Annotated in this window: 17 protein-coding genes; 3 read left to right on the top strand and 14 right to left on the bottom strand. The window is 67.1% G+C overall.

The genetic code is table 11. The features are described 5' to 3' along the window. Positions 1-98: 98 nt before the first annotated feature. From rpoH to rhlB, 6 genes are all read right to left on the bottom strand, one after another. Entirely contained in the window at positions 99-974 is an 876-nt protein-coding gene (gene rpoH / locus AC5P78_RS02910; RefSeq protein ID WP_005411269.1) for an RNA polymerase sigma factor RpoH, read from the bottom strand. Between the two features lie 278 nt (positions 975-1,252). Further along, positions 1,253-1,966 (bottom strand): uracil-DNA glycosylase, encoded by a 714-nt coding sequence (ung, locus tag AC5P78_RS02905; protein ID WP_262238777.1) that lies wholly within the window; start codon positions 1,964-1,966, stop codon positions 1,253-1,255. A 9-nt stretch (positions 1,967-1,975) separates the two neighbouring features. After that, the gene (locus AC5P78_RS02900; protein WP_043034539.1) at positions 1,976-2,818 is read right to left on the bottom strand and encodes a response regulator; all 843 of its coding nucleotides are present in this window, start codon (positions 2,816-2,818) and stop codon (positions 1,976-1,978) included. Positions 2,819-2,825: 7 nt separating this feature from the next. After that, complete coding sequence (gene ftsX / locus AC5P78_RS02895; RefSeq protein ID WP_005414664.1) at positions 2,826-3,773, bottom strand: permease-like cell division protein FtsX; 948 nt, start codon at positions 3,771-3,773, stop codon at positions 2,826-2,828. Positions 3,774-3,776: 3 nt separating this feature from the next. Continuing rightward, on the bottom strand, positions 3,777-4,463 hold the full coding sequence (gene ftsE, locus AC5P78_RS02890; protein WP_005411273.1) for a cell division ATP-binding protein FtsE: 687 nt from the start codon (positions 4,461-4,463) through the stop codon (positions 3,777-3,779). Positions 4,464-4,640: 177 nt separating this feature from the next. Then, a complete protein-coding gene (gene rhlB / locus AC5P78_RS02885; RefSeq protein WP_049395352.1) occupies positions 4,641-6,368 on the bottom strand; it encodes an ATP-dependent RNA helicase RhlB in 1,728 nt (575 codons plus the stop codon). A 511-nt stretch (positions 6,369-6,879) separates the two neighbouring features. Here rhlB and trxA point away from each other — a divergent pair. The 3 genes from trxA to AC5P78_RS02870 all read left to right on the top strand — a co-directional run bounded on the left by trxA (position 6,880) and on the right by AC5P78_RS02870 (position 10,967). After that, the gene (gene trxA, locus AC5P78_RS02880; protein ID WP_005411275.1) at positions 6,880-7,209 is read left to right on the top strand and encodes a thioredoxin; all 330 of its coding nucleotides are present in this window, start codon (positions 6,880-6,882) and stop codon (positions 7,207-7,209) included. 228 nt (positions 7,210-7,437) lie between these two features. Continuing rightward, positions 7,438-9,183 carry a transcription termination factor Rho gene (gene rho, locus AC5P78_RS02875; RefSeq protein ID WP_414498358.1) on the top strand — a complete coding sequence of 582 codons (1,746 nt, stop codon included), beginning with the start codon at positions 7,438-7,440 and terminating at the stop codon, positions 9,181-9,183. A gap of 209 nt (positions 9,184-9,392) precedes the next feature. Next, a complete protein-coding gene (locus AC5P78_RS02870; RefSeq protein ID WP_005411277.1) occupies positions 9,393-10,967 on the top strand; it encodes a sensor domain-containing diguanylate cyclase in 1,575 nt (524 codons plus the stop codon). Between the two features lie 34 nt (positions 10,968-11,001). Here AC5P78_RS02870 and AC5P78_RS02865 read toward each other — a convergent pair whose 3' ends face one another. The 8 genes from AC5P78_RS02865 to AC5P78_RS02830 form a co-directional block, all read right to left on the bottom strand. Then, positions 11,002-11,889 (bottom strand): energy transducer TonB, encoded by an 888-nt coding sequence (locus AC5P78_RS02865; protein WP_043034296.1) that lies wholly within the window; start codon positions 11,887-11,889, stop codon positions 11,002-11,004. A gap of 61 nt (positions 11,890-11,950) precedes the next feature. Next, positions 11,951-13,681, bottom strand: a complete 1,731-nt coding sequence (gene aceK / locus AC5P78_RS02860; RefSeq protein WP_049395367.1) for a bifunctional isocitrate dehydrogenase kinase/phosphatase — start codon at positions 13,679-13,681, stop codon at positions 11,951-11,953. A 146-nt stretch (positions 13,682-13,827) separates the two neighbouring features. Then, positions 13,828-14,187 carry a hypothetical protein gene (locus tag AC5P78_RS02855; RefSeq protein ID WP_005411280.1) on the bottom strand — a complete coding sequence of 120 codons (360 nt, stop codon included), beginning with the start codon at positions 14,185-14,187 and terminating at the stop codon, positions 13,828-13,830. A gap of 53 nt (positions 14,188-14,240) precedes the next feature. Next, positions 14,241-14,657, bottom strand: coding sequence for a roadblock/LC7 domain-containing protein (locus AC5P78_RS02850; RefSeq protein WP_099561518.1), 417 nt, complete (start codon positions 14,655-14,657; stop codon positions 14,241-14,243). Next, positions 14,650-15,198: a GTP-binding protein gene (locus tag AC5P78_RS02845; protein ID WP_024957689.1), complete on the bottom strand. Its 549-nt coding sequence runs from the start codon at positions 15,196-15,198 to the stop codon at positions 14,650-14,652. The genes AC5P78_RS02850 and AC5P78_RS02845 overlap by 8 nt, the downstream gene beginning before the upstream one ends. Further along, on the bottom strand, positions 15,191-16,153 hold the full coding sequence (locus AC5P78_RS02840) for a hypothetical protein (protein ID WP_024957688.1): 963 nt from the start codon (positions 16,151-16,153) through the stop codon (positions 15,191-15,193). Before AC5P78_RS02840 ends, AC5P78_RS02845 begins: the two co-directional genes overlap by 8 nt. 314 nt (positions 16,154-16,467) lie before the next feature. Next, positions 16,468-18,690: an NADP-dependent isocitrate dehydrogenase gene (locus AC5P78_RS02835; RefSeq protein WP_005414674.1), complete on the bottom strand. Its 2,223-nt coding sequence runs from the start codon at positions 18,688-18,690 to the stop codon at positions 16,468-16,470. Positions 18,691-19,032: 342 nt separating this feature from the next. Then, on the bottom strand, positions 19,033-19,545 hold the full coding sequence (locus AC5P78_RS02830; protein WP_005411286.1) for a hypothetical protein: 513 nt from the start codon (positions 19,543-19,545) through the stop codon (positions 19,033-19,035). Positions 19,546-19,551: the final 6 nt, after the last annotated feature.

The following is a 19,551-nucleotide window of genomic DNA, read 5'->3' as shown; positions in this document are numbered from 1 at the left end:
TGGCGTCAGGATTGATCCACGCCATGCGTGGATGCGCTCCAAAAACAAAAAGGCCCGGCATCACCGCCGGGCCTTTCTTCATTCCAACGCCTTCCCGCTTACGCGGTGAACAGCGCCTTCATCTTCTTCAGCGCGTTCGCCTCAACCTGGCGGATGCGCTCGGCCGACACGCCGTACTCGTCGGCCAGTTCCTGCAGCGTCACCTTGCTGTCGGCGTCCAGCCAGCGACGGCGGATGATGTCGCGCGAGCGGGCATCCAGTTCGGCCAGGCCTTCGCGCAGCAGCTGCATCTGGTTGTCTTCGCTGTCCTCGCGCTCGTAGGCCATCGACGGATCTTCGTCATCGGCAACCAGGAACGCAGCCGGCGACGGCGGTGCGTGTTCGTTGTCCTCGTCGGTCGGCGCGTCGAAACCGATATCGCGGCCGGACAGGCGCGACTCCATTTCCATGACCTCGCGCTCGGACACGTTCAGGTCCTTGGCCACCGCGCTCACTTCCGCCGCGTTCATCCAGCCCAGGCGCGTCTTCGACTTGCGCAGGTTGAAGAACAGCTTGCGCTGCGCCTTGGTGGTGGCGACCTTCACGATGCGCCAGTTCTTCAGGATGAACTCGTGCATCTCTGCACGGATCCAGTGCACGGCGAAGGAGACCAGGCGCACGCCCATGTCCGGGTCGAAGCGCTTGACCGCCTTCATCAGGCCGATGTTGCCTTCCTGGATCAGATCGCCCAGGGCAAGGCCGTAGCCGTTGTAACCGCGGGCCACGTGCACCACGAAGCGCAGGTGCGAATGCACCAGCTCGCGGGCAGCGTCCAGATCGTTGCCGTCGCGGAAGCGACGGGCCAGGTCCTGTTCGTCATCGACCGACAGCACCGGGATCTGGTGCACGGCACCGATGTAGGCGTCCAGCGAACCGAGCGCACTGGGAATCGGGAGATTGTTTGCCACAAGGGCAGTAGAGGTGTTCTGGCTCATAGGCACCCATCTTAGCAGTCCGGGATTTGGACTGCTAAAGGAGGAAAAAGTTCCAGCATCCTATTGATGCAACACTGGTCCCAAACAGAGCCCTACCGTAGCGCGATTTGATGACAGTGGCGAGCGCGCTTTTCGGGATTCACAATCCCTTGGAATTCAAGCAATTACCTGCCGGGAACCGGCCGATTCCGGTCAAGCGGAGCTGAACGGGCCGTTCTGGAGGCCCATTCAGGCCAGGGAACGTTGTCCGGCGTTCAGGCCCGGCCGCCAGCCGGCGCTCAGAGCACCGAGCGCGGCGGCAGCGACCAGTCGATCGGGGCCTGGCCGCGACGCTGCAGGTACTCGTTGGCCATCGAGAAATGGCGGCAGCCGAGGAAGCCACGATGGGCCGACAGCGGCGACGGATGCGGGGCCTTCAGAACGCGATGGCGACGGGTATCAATGACCTTGCCCTTCTGCTGCGCGTAGGCACCCCAGAGCATGAACACCAAGCCTTCGCCTTCGCGGTTGAGCACGTCCACCACGTGATCGGTGAAGCCTTCCCAGCCGCGGCCCTGGTGTGCGCCGGCCTTGCCCTCCTCCACCGTCAGCACGGCATTGAGCAGCAGCACGCCGCGCTGCGCCCATGGGATCAGGCAGCCGTGGTCCGGGCGCGGGATACCGAGATCGCTCTCGATCTCCTTGTAGATGTTCAGCAGCGACGGCGGCACCGGCACGCCCGGCGGCACCGAGAAACTCAGGCCATGCGCCTGGCCCTGGCCGTGGTACGGGTCCTGGCCGAGGATCACCACCTTCACCTGCTCGAATGGCGTGGCGTCGAACGCGGCGAAGATCTGCGGGCCGGGCGGGAATACCGCCGCGCCACTGGCCTTGCGCTGGCGCAGGAAGCCGGACAGCTCGCGCATCTGCGGCTGCAGGAGGTAATCGCCGACATGCTGCTTCCAGCTCGGTTCCAGCTGGATCGTCGGGGTGTCCGCTACTTCATCAATCATTGCACCACTTCATCGAATCAGGGGTCCATCGTTCAACCGGGCCAGGCGCAGCTGGAACAGCACCTTGGTGACCAGCAGCCGTTCTTCGATCGGCTTGAGTACCAGGTCGTTGGCGCCGGACTGCAGCAGCCCGGTCTGGTTGTGCGGGTTGCCGTCGCCGGTCATCACCAGCACCGGCAGGCGGCGCTTGCCGTAGCCGAAGTCCACGCGCACGCGCTGCACCACGTCGCGGCCGCTCAGTTCGCCCTTCAGGGTGACGTCGGTCAGCACCAGGTCGATGCGATGGCGGCTGCGGCCCAGCGACTCGGCGGTGAGCAGGGTGAACGCCTCTTCGGCGCTGACCACGTGCAGCACGTTCAACTGCTGGCGTTCGAGCATGCGCTTGGTGGCCTCGGCCACCACGCGGCTGTCCTCGATGTAGAGGATGGTCGCGCCGGGAATGGTCTGCGGCTGCACATAGCCGCGGATGAAGGTCGCCAGCGCCTCGTGGCCCAGCGCCTTGTCGAAATAGTCGGTGACGTACTCGGTGAAGCGACGCTGCTCCAGATGCTGCTGGGCATCGCCGGACACCACGATCACCGGCACGTAGGCCTGGCCGGCCGCTTCGCGGATCATCCGCGCCAGCGCCAGGCCGTCGCCATCACGCAGGGTCAGCGAGGTGGTCACCAGGTCCACCGGGCCCTGCGCCAGCGCCTGCTGCGCATCCTCGATGCTGTCGCAGCCAATCACCTCCACGCCCGGCAGGTCGCGCTGCAGGACGTCGGCGATCAGCTTGCGGACCAGCTTCGAGCCATCGACCACCATCACCCGCGTCGCGGGCCCTTCAAGGTGCTTCAGCGCTTGCGGTTGCATGCCGGTCTCAGGTGTCGGTCGGTCGGGTCTGGCGCAGGAAGTGGCCGGTGACCAGCCACGCACCCAGCCAGCCCAGCAGCAGCGTGCCGAGCAGGACCAGGCCACCGTGCAGCAGGTCCAGGCCGTGCAGCACGAACGGGCTGCCGTAGCTGCGCGAGAGTTCGGCCAGCGGCACGCGCAGCGCGGCACCGGCGGCGCCGATCAGGGCCAGCGCAACCGCGCCGGCGCCCAGGCCATACCACGCACCCAGGTACAGGAACGGGCGGCGGATGAAGCCATCACTGGCGCCGAGCAGCTGCAGCACGCCGATCTCTTCGCGGCGGGCCTGGATGTCCAGGCGCACGGTGTTGCCGACCACCAGCGCGGCACCGACGCCGAGCAGGACCGACAGCACCTGCACCAGCCGCGCGCCGAACGCCAACCAAGCATCCAGGCGCTGGCGCCACAGTGCATCGTGCTGCACCAGGTCGGCCTCGGGCAGGCTCTCCAGCGCGCGTGCCAGGCGCGCGTCGTCCTTGCCCTGGCCGGGGGTGATCACCAGCAGCGAGGGCAGCGGGTTGTCATTGAGTGCGTCGATCGCCTCGCCGAGGCCGGCGTCGCGCAGTTCCTGCAGGCCCTGCTCGGGCGTGCGCACGTTCACTTCGGCCACGTCGTCGCGGTCGCGCAGCTGGCCGGCCAGGCGCAGCGCACCGGGGCCATCGACGTTGCCCTTCAGGAACACATTGATGTCGCGCGACTGCTGCACGCTGCCGGCGAACTGCTTGAGGTTGTCCAGCGCGATCGACAGGCCCAGCGGCAGGGCCAGTGCCAGCGCCATGACCATCACCGTCAGCAGGGTCGCCCACGGCTTGCGGCAGGCACGGCCGAGGCTGAACACCACGCTGTGCGCGTGGTGCTGGAACCAGACGCCCACGCGCGAGGGGGCGGCGGCTTCGCTGTTTTCGTTCTTCGCCATGGGTTACTCCGCCAGATCCTGCGGCGAGATGTCATCCACCAGCCGGCCGTGGTCGAGGATCAGCACGCGCTTGCGCATGCGGCGCAGCAGCGGCAGGTCGTGGCTGACCACCAGCACGCTGGTGCCGCGCGCGGGCAGCTCGGCGAACAGAGCCATGATCTCCGCCGCCAGGGTCGGGTCGAGGTTGCCGGTCGGTTCATCGGCCACCAGCAGCTTGGGCTCACCGACGATGGCGCGGGCGATGCCAACGCGCTGCTGCTCACCGGCCGACAGCTGCGAGGGCAGCGCCTTCTCGCGGTGGCCCAGGCCCATCCGTTCCAGCACCGAGCGCACGCGCTTGCTGATGTCGCCACGGCGGGTGCCGCGCAGGATCAGCGGCAGCGCCACGTTCTCGGCGATCGAGCGGTCCATCAGCAGGCGGTGGTCCTGGTAGACCGCACCCACCGCGCGACGGTGGCGGGGCACATCGCCGCCACGCACCTTCAGCAGGTTGCGCTCGTCGAACACCACCGCGCCACGGCTGGGCCGCTCGTCCAGATGGATCAACTTGAGCAGGGTGCTTTTGCCCGCACCGGAATGGCCGGTGACGAACAGCATCTCGCCCGGCGCGACCTCGAAGCTGACATCGGTCAGTGCCTCGTGGCCACCGGCGTACTGTTTGCTGACATTGTCGAAGCGCAGGACACTCATGCCCCGATTATGCAGGACCGGCGCGACGTCGTGGAGACGGTCACACGATCGGTAGTGCCGGCCGCTGGCCGGCAACCCACACAACTGCCGGCCAGGGTGGGTGCCGACCGTTGGTCGGCACGCCCTTGAAGCCACCCGACCCACGGTCGGGTGCTACCAGCTGATCGGCGCTGCCGATCAGCTGCCCGACAGCATCCGGCGGATCTTGCGGCCGATGCGGGTCAGGAACGAATCGCCGGTATCAGCAGCCGTGCGCACCGGCTTGGCCACCACCTGCACCGGCGTGACCGGGCTGGCGCCATTGCCGGCGGCGTTCTGCACGCCCTCGGCACCCTCGACCGGACGACCGTGGCGACGGCGGCGGCGCTTGCGCGGCTTGTGCTCGCCGTCCACCGCAGCTTCCGGTGCGCCTTCGGCACGCGGGGGGCGCGGCGGACGCGGGGCCTGGGCAGCGGCGCCTTCGGCACCGGCGGCCGGCGCGGCAGCGCCCTGCTCGCCTTCCGCGCGTGGCTTGCGCGGGCCACGCGAACGGCGTTCGCCGCTGCGCTCACCGTCACGGCCACCACGGCCACCACCACCACCGCCGGAACGGCCGCCACTGCGGCCACCGCCCCGACGCTCTTCCTCGGCGGCACGGGCTTCGCGCGCTTCGCGGAAGATCTGGCCGACGCTTTCATTGTCCTCGCCTTCCTCGCCTGCAGCCGGAGCCGGGCGTTCCGGGCGCGGCAGCGGGGTCAACAGTTCCTTGGTGACCGGCTCGGACGGAATCTTCTGCTCGATGTAGGCCTCGATGTCCGGCAGGCCCATGGCATAGCGTTCGCAGGCGAAGCTGATCGCGTCGCCCTCTTCACCCAGGCGCGCGGTGCGGCCGATGCGATGCACGTAGTCTTCGGCGTCGAACGGCAGGTCGTAGTTGTAGACGTACTTGATGCCGTCGATGTGCAGGCCGCGCGCAGCCACGTCGGTGGCCACCAGGATTTCCAGCTGGCCCTTCTGGAAGCGGTTGAGCAGGCTCTCGCGCTTCTTCTGCGGCACGTCGCCGGACAGCACGCCGACACGGTAGCCGGCCTTTTCCAGCGAACGCGCCACGCGCTCGACGAACACCTTGGTGTTGACGAAGACCATGGTGCGCGCGCCTTCGCTGCGCGAAAGCAGGCCCAGCAGCAGCGGGATCTTCTCATCGTCGGCCGGGAAGTAGATGCGCTGGCGCACGCGCGCGGCGGTGATGGTCTCGGCTTCGACCACCAGCTTCTGCGGCTCGTTCATGTGCTCGTAGGCCAGCTCCAGCACGCGGTGGCTGAGGGTGGCACTGAACAGCAGGGTCTGGCGGGTGGTGCGCTCCGGCATGCGGCGCAGCAGGAAGCGGATGTCCTTGATGAAGCCCAGGTCGAACATGCGGTCGGCTTCGTCCAGCACGCAGATCTCGCAGGCGTGCAGCGACACCACCTTGTGCTGCTTGACGTAGTCGATCAGGCGGCCCGGGGTGGCGATGATCACGTCCACGCCCTGCTGCAGCAGCTCGCGCTGCTTGTCGTAATCCACGCCGCCATAGACCAGGGCGAAGCGCAGGCCCAGGTCGGAACCGAACTTCACCGCATCCTTGTGGATCTGGATGGCCAGCTCGCGGGTCGGGGCGAGGATCAGCGCGCGCGGATCTTCCGGCTTGCGATCGGCCAGCGCCGGACGCGTCAGCAGGCGGTTCACGACAGCGACCAGGAAGGCCAGGGTCTTGCCGGTGCCGGTCTGGGCCTGGCCGGCAACATCACCGCCGGGCAGCGCGACCGGCAGGGTCAGCGCCTGGATCGGGGTGCAGCGGGTGAATCCGGCTCCTTCAAGGCCGGCCTGCAGGGCCGGGTGCAGCTCGAAGGAGGAAAAGGTCAAATCGGTCAGCGGTTTGTCGCTCATGAGTCCGTCTTGGTATGGCCGCCGGCCCGTGGGGCGGCTGGCACTTCATCGTCTAGGGGCACCGTCGCAAACTGCGGCCCCTGCGGCGGGTTGGCAGGCTGGGACCACCCGGTCCGCGCGCCGCACAATGGCCCAGTTTAACGCACTCGGGCCGGCAAACCGGAATGCCCCGTCTCACCGGATGGAGAGACGGCGCGCCTTCATCCAGCCACACGGGACTTGAACGACCCCGCCGGTCCCGCTGGTGTCGCCCGCTGCCACCCCCATCTTCGGGAAGACAGTGAAATCCGACACATACCGGGCTTCGAAGCGATCACGATACGCTGGGTTCCAGCCGGCGCCTGTCCCCGCCCTGCGATAGGGGTACACTGCCGGCCGTGAGCGTCCAGGCATCCCGCCGAACGCACCGCGGCAGTGCGCCGCGAGGCAACGACGAGGGTCGCGCCACCGGGCATGGCCCAGTTCACCCACCTCCGGCATGGCCGGGTGCAATCCAAGACGAGAAACCAAGATGAGCGACAAGGTTGTACATGTCGGCGACGCCGACTTTGATAGCGCAGTGCTGAATTCCAAGGAACCGGTGCTGGTCGATTTCTGGGCCGAATGGTGTGGCCCGTGCAAGATGATCGCCCCGGCGCTGGACGAACTGGCCGATGCCTACCAGGGCCGCGCCAAGATCGCCAAGGTCAACGTCGACCACAATCGTGCGCTGGCCGCCAAGTACCACGTGCGTTCGATCCCGTACCTGGTCGTGTTCAAGGACGGCGAGAAGGTCGGCGAGCAGATCGGTGCGGTGGGCAAGGCCCAGCTGGCCGGCCTGCTGGACAAGGCCCTGGCCTGATCCTGCTGTTTTCCGGCAGCCGCCACCCGCGGCTGCCGGCGGACGCCCTGCGTCCATGATGAATGCTGTTCCCGGCAGCCCTTGCACGGCGCCGCAGGCCGATGATAGTGTCGGCACATCCGGCCGCGTTCGCGTGCCGCACCCTCTGGACGCAGTTTCTTCCAGACCCATTCCCAACGTTCGCCGCCCCAGCCGGGCGCTCGCACCTTCAAGCGAGGAATAACGCTCTTGTCCGATAACACTTCCGAAACCGGCAGCGCCGATGCGCCCGCCGAAAAGCGCGTGCGCAAGCCCCGCGTGAGCAAGGCCGCCGCCCCGGCAGCCGCCGAAACCAGCGCCGCTCCGGCGCAGCCGACCCTGCCGCTGGCCGCCGCGCCCGAGGCACCGGCCCCCGCCCCCGCACCGAGCGCGCCCGCCGCCGAGGCCCCTGCCAGCAGTGGCGGTGGCGAAGGTGGTGAGGGTCGCGAATCCGGCCAGCCGCGGCAGCAGAGCCACCAGGGCGGTGGCCAGAACCAGGGCCAGAACCCGTACAACCAGAACGGCCAGCAGGGCCAGGGGCAAGGCCAGGGCAACCGCCGTGACCGCTTCCGCAACCGCCGCGACCGTGACCGCAACAACAACCGCTTCCGCGACGACGGCATGCCCAACGACGGCGGCGAGCAGCAGCCCTTCGTGCCGCGTCCGCACGCCAACGTGCCGGAAGGCTTCCCGGTCTATTCGCTGAGCGACCTCAAGCGCATGCCGGCACAGAAGCTGCTGGAAATCGCCGAGCAGCTGCAGATCTCCGAAGGCGTGGCACGCGCCCGCAAGCAGGATGTGATCTTCGCCCTGCTGAAGGTGCTGACCCGCCATGGTGACGGCGTCGCCGCCGACGGCGTGCTGGAAATCCTGCCGGACGGCTTCGGCTTCCTGCGCGCGGCCGAAGCCAGCTACCTGGCCGGCCCGGACGACACCTATATCTCGCCCAGCCAGATCCGCCGCTTCAACCTGCGCACCGGCGACCACATCTCCGGCCGCATCCGCTTCCCGAAGGACGGCGAGCGCTACTTCGCGCTGAACATCGTCGACACCATCAACGGCGAGCCGATCGAAGCGTCGAAGAACAAGGTGCTGTTCGAGAACCTGACCGCCCTGTTCCCGCGCCGCCGCTTCACCCTGGAGCGCGGCAACGGTTCGTCGGAAGACATCACCGGCCGCATCCTCGACCTGATGGCGCCGCAGGGCAAGGGCCAGCGCTCGCTCATCGTGTCGCAGCCGAAGGCCGGCAAGACCATGATGATGCAGCAGGTCGCCACCGCCATCACCACCAACCACCCGGACGTGCACCTGATCGTGCTGCTGATCGACGAGCGCCCGGAAGAAGTGACCGAAATGCAGCGCACCGTGCGCGGCGAGGTCATCAGCTCGACCTTCGACGAACCGGCCGCGCGCCACGTGCAGGTGGCCGAAATGGTCATCGAGCGCGCCAAGCGCCTGGTCGAGCACAAGAAGGACGTGGTGATCCTGCTCGACTCGATCACCCGCCTGGCCCGCGCGTACAACAACGTGGTGCCGAGCTCGGGCAAGGTGCTGACCGGTGGCGTGGACGCCAACGCCCTGCACCGCCCGAAGCGCTTCTTCGGTGCCGCGCGCAACGTGGAAGAAGGCGGCAGCCTGACCATCATCGCCACCGCGCTGGTCGACACCGGCTCGAAGATGGACGAGGTGATCTACGAAGAGTTCAAGGGCACCGGCAACAGCGAAGTGCACCTGAGCCGTCGTATCGCTGAAAAGCGCGTGTTCCCGGCCATCGACATCAACCGTTCGGGTACCCGCCGCGAAGACCTGCTGATCGAACCGGAACTGCTGCAGAAGATCTGGATCCTGCGCAAGCTGCTGCATCCGATGGATGAAATGGCGGCGATGGAGTTCCTGCTGGACAAGATGAAGAACACCAAGTCCAACGACGAGTTCTTCGGTTCGATGAAGCGCTGATCCACGGCATTGCATCGAAAAGAACCTGCCGCTCGCTGCGGCAGGTTTTTTTTTACCTGCAGGGCGACCCACTTCACTTCACCGCCGCCCGGTTTTGGCGATAATCCGCCCGATGCCCTGCCCGGCCCCGAGGGCCTGGCCACCGATTCCCGCTGTCGCCCCTTCCGAAGAACCGGTCGGGTCCAGCCTCCTGCCGGATCCGTCGACGCATGCGAACGCTGTCTCCCCGCCTCAACCTGGGCAAGCTGATCCTCGCCCTGGCCCTGCTCAGCGCCATCATCGCGCTGGCCAACACCCTGCTGGCCAGCTACCGGGTGCAGCGCGACCAGCTGGTCGGCAACACCCTGGAGGCCAACCGCGTCTACGCCACCAAACTGGCCGAAACGACCCAGAACTTCCTGCTGGCTGCCCAGCAGGAACTGGCCTACGCCGCCACGCGGCTCGGCCAGGGCAACCTCGACCCGGCACAGGCCCAGGACGAAGCCAGCCGCCTGCAGCTGCAGACCAACAGCTTCAACTCTTCGCTGGTGGTGGATGCCGACGGCCTGGTGATCGCCACCTCGCCGCAGACCCTGCAGCTGCAGGGCGAAGTGCTGCACAGCGTCGGCAACAATGCCGCGCTGGCCGCGCGCCAGCCGATGATCAGCGACCCGTACCAGTCGGCCACCGGCAAGCTGCTGGTCTCGCTGTCGCACCCGATCTTCGATCGCCAGGGCCACTACCGTGGTTACGTCAGCGGCACCCTGTACCTGCGCCAGCGCAGCGCACTGCACACGCTGCTGGGCAAGCACTACTACCGTGATGGTTCCTACCTGTACGTGGTCGATCGCCATGGCCGCCTGCTGTACCACGCCGATGGCAAGCGGGTGGGCGACTACGTGGTCGGCAACCCCGCAGTAAAGGCCGTGGTGCGCGGCGAGCGTGGCGCGCAGCAGGTGCGCAACAACCTGGGCGTGTCGATGCTGGCCGGCTATGCGCCGGTGGCGGCCACCGGCTGGGGCATCATCGCCCAGCGCCCGACCGAGGCCACGCTGCAGCCGCTGTCGCGGTTGATGACTGCGGTAATCTGGAACGCAATCCCGCTGGGCCTGCTGTCGCTGCTGATCACCTGGTGGTTCGCCCGTCGCATCTCGATGCCGCTGTGGCAGCTCGCACGCAACGTGCAGGGCGGCGAAGACACTGGCAATGCGATCAGCCACGTCAGCGGCATCCGCGCGTGGTACTTCGAGGTCGCCCAGCTCAAGCAGGCGGTACTGCACAGCTTCAATGCACTGCAGGACCGCATCGGCACGCTCAACCGCGCCAGCCGCACCGATCCGCTGACCAGTCTTCTCAACCGCCGCGGCCTGCAGCAGGCGCTGGATGCCCTGCAGGTACAGGGCATCCCGTTCGCGATCCTGGCGCTGGACATCGATCGCTTCAAATCGATCAATGACAACCACGGCCATGACGTCGGCGACGCTGCCATCGTCCACATCGCCAACCAGATGCGCCGCTACTCGCGCGACAGCGACATCCTCTGCCGCGCCGGCGGCGAGGAGTTCCTGCTGCTGTTGCCGGGCATCAGCGCCGAGTCAGCGCGACAGGCTGGCGAGCGTCTGCGCCAGCACATTGCCGACCATCCGTTTGAACCGGTCGGCACCATCACCGTCTCGCTGGGCGTGGCCCACTTCCCCAGCTTCCATGTCGATGCCGAGCAGGCGCTGCGGCTGGCCGACAAGGCGCTGTACCTGGCCAAGGAACAGGGCCGCAACCGAGTGGTGGTCTACCCCTACGCCGATTGACGCGAAGCCGGGCTGGCCGGCTCCGCAGTGATCGTCAGCCCTGCTCCAGCGGCGTCAGCAGGCGCAGGCCGCGCTTGGCGCCGTCGACCATGTAGATGCCGCCCTCGGGCAGCAGGTCGCTGCCGTTTTCCGCCGCGTCACCGGTCACCCACGGTGCGCGCTGCTTCGGTCCTGGAATGAAGGCGCGCCAGCGGCCATAGCGCTCGGCAGCGGCATTGCGATCATCCGAGAACGCATAGTTGACCGGCACGCGTACCGACCAGAATTCCCGTGTGACGTCCTTCCCGCTGCTTGGAGGAATGAAGGTCCACTTGCGGGCGGTATTGATGCTGGCCTTGGCCAGCACATCGCGCAGCTTGGCCATGGTCCGCTCCGGCCCCGCCACGGTCATGTTGACCTGCTCGGCGATGACGTCGGCCACCGTGCCATCACGGGCGACCTTGATGATCAGGATCACATCGCCCTGACCACCGATCCTCATTGCCTCGTCCGGATAGCGCGGCGGCGCCAGGCGCTCTGCGGTCACCGAATCGGTGGCCTTTGGATCGTACTCGCTGAAATCCACGCTGGTCATGCTGACTTCGTAGTCGCCCTTGCCCGTGGACTTGCCACGCAGACGCACCCGAAACGGTGCCTGTGCGGCGACGGCCTTGCCATCGACCCGCGTCGGCTCGAAACGCCAAGGGCGAATGGTGCGTTCAACAAACGCGGCAACACCCGGGCTGATGTTTGCCTTCTGATCGAGCACCAGAGCGCTGACTGCGCCTTCTGCCGTGACCTCGATCTTTCCGGTCAGTGTCATGCTCAATTCGGTGGTGGCACGCACCGCGCGCGTGGTCTGCGCGTTGGCATCGCCGGCTAACAGCGGAGCGCCGGCACCGACGGCCAACGCGAGAGCGAGGAACAATGGGGAACGCATCATTGCCGGATCCTTGGTGATGAAGGGCGAGAGTACCTCAGTCCCAACACCCATGACAGCTGGCTCACGCCAACCGGTGCGCGCCAGCATAGGGCGGCGTGTCCGGATAGTCACCTCGGGCGAAGCGTTCCTGCAGGCCCTGCCACCAGCCCGGGTCGAACAGGTGCCGGTAGTGCTCGCGCACCGCTGCCAGCTCTGCAGCGGGCAGGCCCATGAACGGGCCGAAGCGCTCGGGAAACACGTCGCGCGGACCGACATGGAACCATGGCTCGTCGGACATCGCTTCCTCCGGCGTACGCGGCTGCGGCCAGGCGCGGAAGACGCAGTCGCTGACCAGACACAGCTCGTCGTAGTCGTAGAACACGGCCCGGCCGTGCCGTGATACGCCGAAATTCTTCGGCAGCATGTCACCGGGGAAGATGTTGTTGCGCGCCATGTCGGTGATCGCCTGCGCATAGTCGAGCACCGCCGCCCGCACCGCCTCCGCGCCCTGCTCGCGCAGGTACAGATTCAAGGGACGAAAACGACGCTGCACATAGCACAGTGCGACTTCGACCTCATCGCCATCGATGCGTACGCTCTGCGCGCACTGCTGCAGCAGTTCATCCAGCAAGGCCGGCGCGAAGCGCTGGCGCGGGAAGCGCAGATGACGATAGGGCTGCGCATCGAGCAGGCGGCCGACACGATCGAGGTTGAACACCAGCGCGTACTTCTCTTCCACCTGCTGTCGCGACATCGCCTTGGGCCACGCGAAACGGTCGCGGATCAGCTTGAACACCAGCGGGTAACTGGGCAGGGTGAACACCGCCATGACCATGCCCGGCGTGCCCTCTGCATGCACCAGCCGCTCCTGCGGGTGCTCGTTGAAATGACGGAAGAAGGTGCGGTAGCGCTCGGTCTTGCCCTGCTTGGCGCGGCCCAGCACGGTGTATATCTCATCGATGGGCTTGCCCGGCAGCAGACTGCGCAGGAACACCACCGCATCACCGACCGTGGCCAGGTTGGCCTGGAAATAGCTGCGTGACACGCCGAACAGGTGGGCCACGTCCCGGCGCCGGGTCAGCACTGCATCGGCGCGCAGGCCACGCTCGTCGTTCACCAGGGCAATCACGCACGGCGAGAACCGGTGCTCGCCGAACACGCGGCCAACCAGGTAAGCGCGGCGCTCGCGGTAGAACACCGTGTCGAGCAGCTCGATGCTGCGTACCGGCGTATCGCCCCAGTGGGCCAGGTCATCCTGCAGGCGCACCGCGATGGCCGCGGCACAGCGCAGCTGGTGCGCATAGGGGATATCGAAGCGATAGTCGGCCAGCACCCGCTGCAGCGCCTCCACCGGCCGCGTCGGCGAAACCGCGTAGGTATGCCGCGCCACCGGGTGGGTGATGGCATCGGAGGGTTCGACATCGAAGGCGATGAACTCCAGCGCCGGGTCCACGCCCCGGGTGGCAAACAGGCGCCGCGACAACGTGTTGTAGAAGGTCTTGTACAGCTCGGCGTCGATCAGGCCCTGCAGCAGCGCGCTATAGCGGGCGTGCACCCGCAACCACAGCACGCGCTCGCCGATCGCGTCACCGGCAAGGCGGCGCAGCGCATCCATCTGCTCGGCGATGCACAGGTCGTACAGGGCGATGCGCTCGACCGCATCCTGTCGCGCACCGGCCCAGTTGCGCTGCTCGAAGCGCTGCCGCGCCCGCGCGGTGATCGCCGCAAAGCGGGCGTGGTACTGCTCGAAACCGTCGCGGATGGCTACCGCGATGCGCGGTGCCAGCTCGGCAGCGATGTCAGGCCTGGACATGCATGGCTCACCCGGGAGGACCGGCTTCACCATACGCTGGCGCGTGCGATGCCGTCGAGCGCGAAGGTAGTGCCGGCCGCTGGCCGGCAGCACCTGGACCGTCGATGGATCGATGCAGATGCCGGCCAGCAGCCGGCACTACTGGCTCAGATCGCCAGTTCGGCTTCCACGTCCTGCACCTTGCGCCGCGCCAATGCCAGGTTGGACCTGGTACGGTCCAGCACGATGTAGAAGAACAGGCCCTTCTTCTTCGCCACCGGGCGCATGATGTGGTACGCCTTGCCCAACGAGATCAGGATGTCCTCGATGCTGTCGTTGAGGTTCAGCGATGCGGCGGTCTTCATCTTGGCACGGATCACTTCGGTGTTGCCGGCGGCGGCCACTTCCATGTCCATGCCGGCACCGGCTTCGCCCAGCAGCATGCCGCTTTCATAGTCGACCAGCGCCACTGCCTGCGCGCCGTCGATGCCCATCAATGCGTTCAACGATTCATTCAGTCCAGCCACGTCGCACCCCTTGTCGATGTTGGTTCGAGCCCCTCGTTCCCCTGCGGCCGGGCTCACGATCCGCCGAGTTCGGCCAGGATCGCCTGGCCACATTCCCTGCTCAGCCACAGCACCTGGCCGATCACGCTGCGCTGGTCGCAAGCCGCCATCAGCAGCAGCGGTGCGCGTCCCTCGGCCTGGATCGCCAGCATCAGCACCTTGCCGCCCGCGGCTTCCAGCATCAGCGTCTGCAGATCCCCAAGCACCAGTTCGCGCCCCACTGCTGCAGCCAGCGCCAGCATCGCGCTGGTCATCGCTGCCAGGCGTTCACCGCGCCCTTCGGCACCGGCACTGACCAGGGCGAAGCCATCCACACTGGCCAGCACCACCGTGCGTATGCCTTCCACCCGCTGCTGCAGGTCTCGCAGCAAGGGCTGCAGGCGCTCACGCTGGCCGGCGTCGGGCAGTAGCGCCACCTGTCCGTCAGCCATGCGCGGCCACCAGTGCGTGCGCTTCCATCTCGCCCATCAATACATCCATCAGCAGCAATCCCTGTTCGCGGTCGCGGGCATCCACTGCCAGCAAAGGCAGCGGTTGATCATCGAGGCTCGCACGTGCGAGCCACTCATCCAGCGCGGCGTGCGGTGCCTGGTCGAGATGGGTGACGGCCACCACCAGCGCCAATGACGATGCGAACGGCCGCAACACCTGCAGATAATCCTCCAGTTCGGCAACCACGCCCGCGCGCCGCGCATCCAGCAGCAGCACGGCGCCGCGGGCGCCCTGCAGCAGGATCGGCCAGAGGAAATCGAAGCGCTGCTGGCCCGGCGTGCCATACAGGCGCAGCCGCTCGCCATTGGGCAGGTCGATATCCGCATAGTCCAGGGCGACCGTGGTGGAGGCCTTGTCGGCACCGAGGCGGTCGCTGTTGGCCACGTCGGTGTCGACCACCGCGCCGGCTGCGATGCTGCGCACCAGGGTCGACTTGCCACTGCCCATGCCACCGAGCACCACCACCTTGTGCTCACGCATTGCGCTCGCTCCCGCGCAGGTGCCGCCATAGGCGGGCGAGCAGGCCATTGTCAGCGCCGGCAGCGCGTTCCGCCAGCGGTACCGCCGGTGCTGCCTGCAGCTGCGCGTAACCGCACAGGTAAGCGGCATGGATGAAATCGCGCACGGCCGCAGGCGGCAGATCAAGCAACATCGCGCACTCGTCCACCGTGCACGCGCGCTTGAGCAGCAGCGAGCACAGGCGGAAGCCATCATGGTCATGGCCCAGCACACGGAAATCGGGCCAGCGCAGCAGCTTTACCGAAGCACCGCGCAGGCGTTCGTCCAGTGCCTGCCAATGGCGGCTACGTTGCGCCCATTGCCACAGCAGCGGCCGCAGTGGCTGGCGTGGCCGCTCGCCGGCCAGGCCATGCAGGCGTGCGGGTGTCAGCGCATCCAGCTGCAGGCGTTCGAAGGCATCGGCCAAACGCTCCACCAGGGCCGTAGCCGGTTCCTGCAGCAGCACGGCCTGGTCATGCTCAAGGTCCATCAGCAGCAGTGGCTCGCCCGCATCACTCAGCAGTGCCTGGCCCTGTCGCAGCGGCAGCCGCTCGCGCAGCAGACGGGTGATGGCATGCGCACCATCAGCCAGGCGGATCGGTGCGGGTGCGTGCATGGCCAAGGGCTCCACTGCCAACTGCATGCGGCGCAGCGCGCGACCGATGGCACTGTCATCAAGCACGTCCTGGTGCCCGTCGCCATCACGCAGCTGGCCGCCGATGTCTTCGATCCAGCACTGCAGTCGCGGACGCTGCTGGCGCATGCGCTGGGCCGCGTTGCGCAGCGCCGGCGTATCGCGGATGACCAGCAGGTCGCAATCGTCCAGGTCCTGGCTGCGGCGGATCTGGCCGTCCGGCAGGGCCGATGCCACGCGCAGCCGCTGCAGCAGGGCCTGCTCGCCCTGGATGTCGGTTCCCACTACCAGCACGCGTGCCATCCGTGTTCCCCGTGCGGCCACCTCCCCGGTGGCCTCGCGTCGCCAAGGCTAGGGCATCGCCAGCGGCAGCCGTCGTGATCGACTGCTCAGATCGAGGGCGGTTGCAGACGGTGTCCGATCAGTTCTGCGACGGCCATCGCGGGCAAGTTTCATGCCTCGTTGACGACATTCCGACAGCCGACGGGAATCACGGTTCTGGACGCGGGTCGAATGGGGTCAGAACCCTTTTGCATGGCAAAAGGGTTCTGACCCGGAGCCCAAAAGAAACCCGCGCCGAAGCGCGGGTTCCGGTGTCACAACCGAACGGCGATGGATCAGCCGCGCAGCTGCTCCAGCGCGGCGTTGAAGGTCGCGCTCGGGCGCATCGCCTTGCTCGCCTTGGCGACGTCCGGGCGGTAGTAGCCGCCGATGTCCACGGCCTTGCCCTGCACCGCGATCAGCTCTTCGACGATCTTCTGCTCGTTGTCGGTCAGTGCCTTGGCCAGCGGTGCGAAGCGTGCCTTCAGTGCCGCATCTTCGTCCTGTGCGGCCAGCGCCTGCGCCCAGTACAGCGCGATGTAGAAGTGGCTGCCACGGTTGTCGATGCCACCCAGCTTGCGCGACGGCGACTTGTCGTTGTCCAGGAACTGGCCGTTGGCTTCGTCCAGCGCCTTGGCCAGCACGCGGGCGGCGGCGTTGTCGTAGCGGTTGCCCAGGTGTTCCAGCGACGCGGCCAGGGCCAGGAACTCACCCAGCGAATCCCAGCGCAGGTAGTCCTCTTCGACGAACTGCTGCACGTGCTTCGGGGCCGAACCACCGGCGCCGGTCTCGAACAGGCCGCCACCGGCCATCAGCGGCACGATCGACAGCATCTTGGCGCTGGTGCCCAGCTCCATGATCGGGAACAGGTCGGTCAGGTAGTCGCGCAGCACGTTGCCGGTCACCGAGATGGTGTCCTCGCCCTTGCGGATGCGGTCCAGCGAGAACGCGGTGGCTTCCACCGGCGGCAGGATGCGGATGTCCAGGCCGGTGGTGTCGTGGTTCTTCAGGTACTGCTCGACCTTGGCGATGACCTGCGCGTCGTGGGCGCGGGCGGCATCCAGCCAGAACACGGCCGGGGTGCTGCTCAGGCGGGCGCGTTCGACGGCCAGCTTGACCCAGTCCTGGATCGGCGCGTCCTTGGTCTGGCACATGCGCCAGATGTCACCGGCTTCCACGGCGTGTTCGAACACCACGTTGCCGGCATCGTCGGTGACCTTGACCACGCCGTCGGCAGCAATCTGGAAGGTCTTGTCGTGCGAACCGTACTCTTCGGCCTTCTGCGCCATCAGGCCGACGTTCGGCACCGAGCCCATGGTGGCCGGGTCGAAGGCGCCGTGCGCCTTGCAGTCGTCGATGACGGCCTGGTACACGCCGGCGTAGCAGCGGTCCGGAATGACCGCCTTGGTGTCCTGCAGCTTGCCTTCGGCGTTCCACATCTTGCCCGAGTCGCGGATCATCGCCGGCATCGAGGCGTCGACGATCACGTCGCTCGGCACGTGCAGGTTGGTGATGCCCTTGTCCGAATTGACCATGGCCACGCCCGGACGCTGCGCGTACTCGGCGGCCAGGTCCGCTTCGATCGCGGCGCGGGTGGCTTCCGGCAGCGACGGCAGGCGCGCGGCCAGGTCACCGATGCCGTTGTTGGCATCGAAACCGGCCTGCTTGAGCACGTCGGCGTGCTTGGCCAGCACGTCCTTGTAGAACTCGTTGACCGCCACGCCGAACATGATCGGGTCGGAGACCTTCATCATGGTCGCCTTCAGGTGCAGCGAGAACAGCACGCCCTGGGCCTTGGCATCGGCGATCTGCTCACCGATGAACGCGGCCAGCGCCTTGCGGCTCATGACGGCGGCATCGACGATCTCGCCGGCCTTGACCGTGGTCTTTTCCTTCAGCACGACGGCGCTGCCGTCCTTGCCGTGGAAGGTGATCTTCAGCGCACCGGCGTTGGCCAGGGTGGCCGACTTCTCGCTGCCGTAGAAATCGCCGGCGGCCATGTGCGCGACGTGCGACTTCGAATCCGACGCCCAGGCGCCCATGCGGTGCGGGTGCTTGCGCGCGTAGTTCTTCACCGACAGCGGTGCACGACGGTCGGAGTTGCCTTCGCGCAGAACCGGGTTCACCGCACTGCCCTTGACCTTGTCGTAGCGCGCCTTGTAGTCGCGCTGCTGGTCGTCGGCCGGGGTTTCCGGGTAATCCGGCAGCGGATAGCCCTGGTCCTGCAGTTCCTTGATGGCCGCCTTCAACTGCGGCACCGAGGCGGAGATGTTCGGCAGCTTGATGATGTTGGCGTCCGGGGTGGTCGCCAGCTGGCCCAGCTCGGCCAGGTCGTCGCTGACCTTCTGCGCGTCGGACAGCAGTTCCGGGAACTGCGACAGGATGCGGCCGGACAGCGAGATGTCACGGGTTTCCACCACGATGCCGGCAGTGGCGGTGTAGGCGTCGACGATCGGCAGCAGCGACTGGGTCGCCAGGAACGGTGCTTCGTCGGTCAGCGTGTAGAGGATCTTGGACATGGGGGACTTGGACTCTGTAGCAATGCTCAGGGGAAGGCCGGCGCCAGCGCCGGGCCACGTGCAACCGTGTCGCTTTCCCCCGTCGCCGTCAGGGTGGGCGCGCGGCGGGGAAACCCCTGCATTGTCGCGTTTTCAGCCGCGCGGGGCAAAGCCGCGCCATACGCGGCGGTACTGCACGGCGGCAACGCTGTGATCCATCCACGCGCGGCGTGGATCTGCGCGAACGCCGCCGTCAGTGAATCCACGCCATGCATGGATGAAGCCAGCCACCGGCCAATAAAAAAGGACGCAGCCTTGCGGCTGCGTCCATCGTGAGTCCTGCCGGGAGAGAGTCGGCAGGACTTACTTGACCTCGAACTCCTGCGGCGTTCCAGCCGCCTTGCCATCGACCGTGACCTCGGCGCGGTACTTGCCGGCCGGCCAGCCCTTTGCATTCTTGAACGTGACGTTGGTGGTCTCCGCGCCGCTGGCATTCAGGGTCGCGGTCTGTTCGCCGGCCACCTGGCCGTCCTGGAAGGTCAGCTTGGCACCGACATTGACGTTGTTGGCGGCGCCATCGGTCTTGACCGAGACGATGACATCATCCTTCGGCGAGAACAGTGCAGCCGGGGCGACCGATTTGTCGGCGGCAGCGGTCTTGCCCACGGTGACGGTGGAAACGCTGACCGCGGCAGCTTCCGCCATCGGCGGCGGTGCACCGGTCATCGGTGCCGGCGCTGCCGGCTCGGCCGGAGCCGTGGCGGCCGGAGCGGCGTTGGTGTCGGTCGACTCTTCCTTCTTCTTGCAACCGACCAAGGCAACGCTGCCCAACAGGGCGGCGATCAGGGCGGTCTGGAGCGGGGTGGTCTTGATCATTCGGGG

Source organism: Stenotrophomonas sp. YJH_SMC_133 (assembly GCF_059370655.1).
Note: the sequence above shows the minus strand (reverse complement) of the source record. Positions and strands in the feature narration are given on the sequence as shown.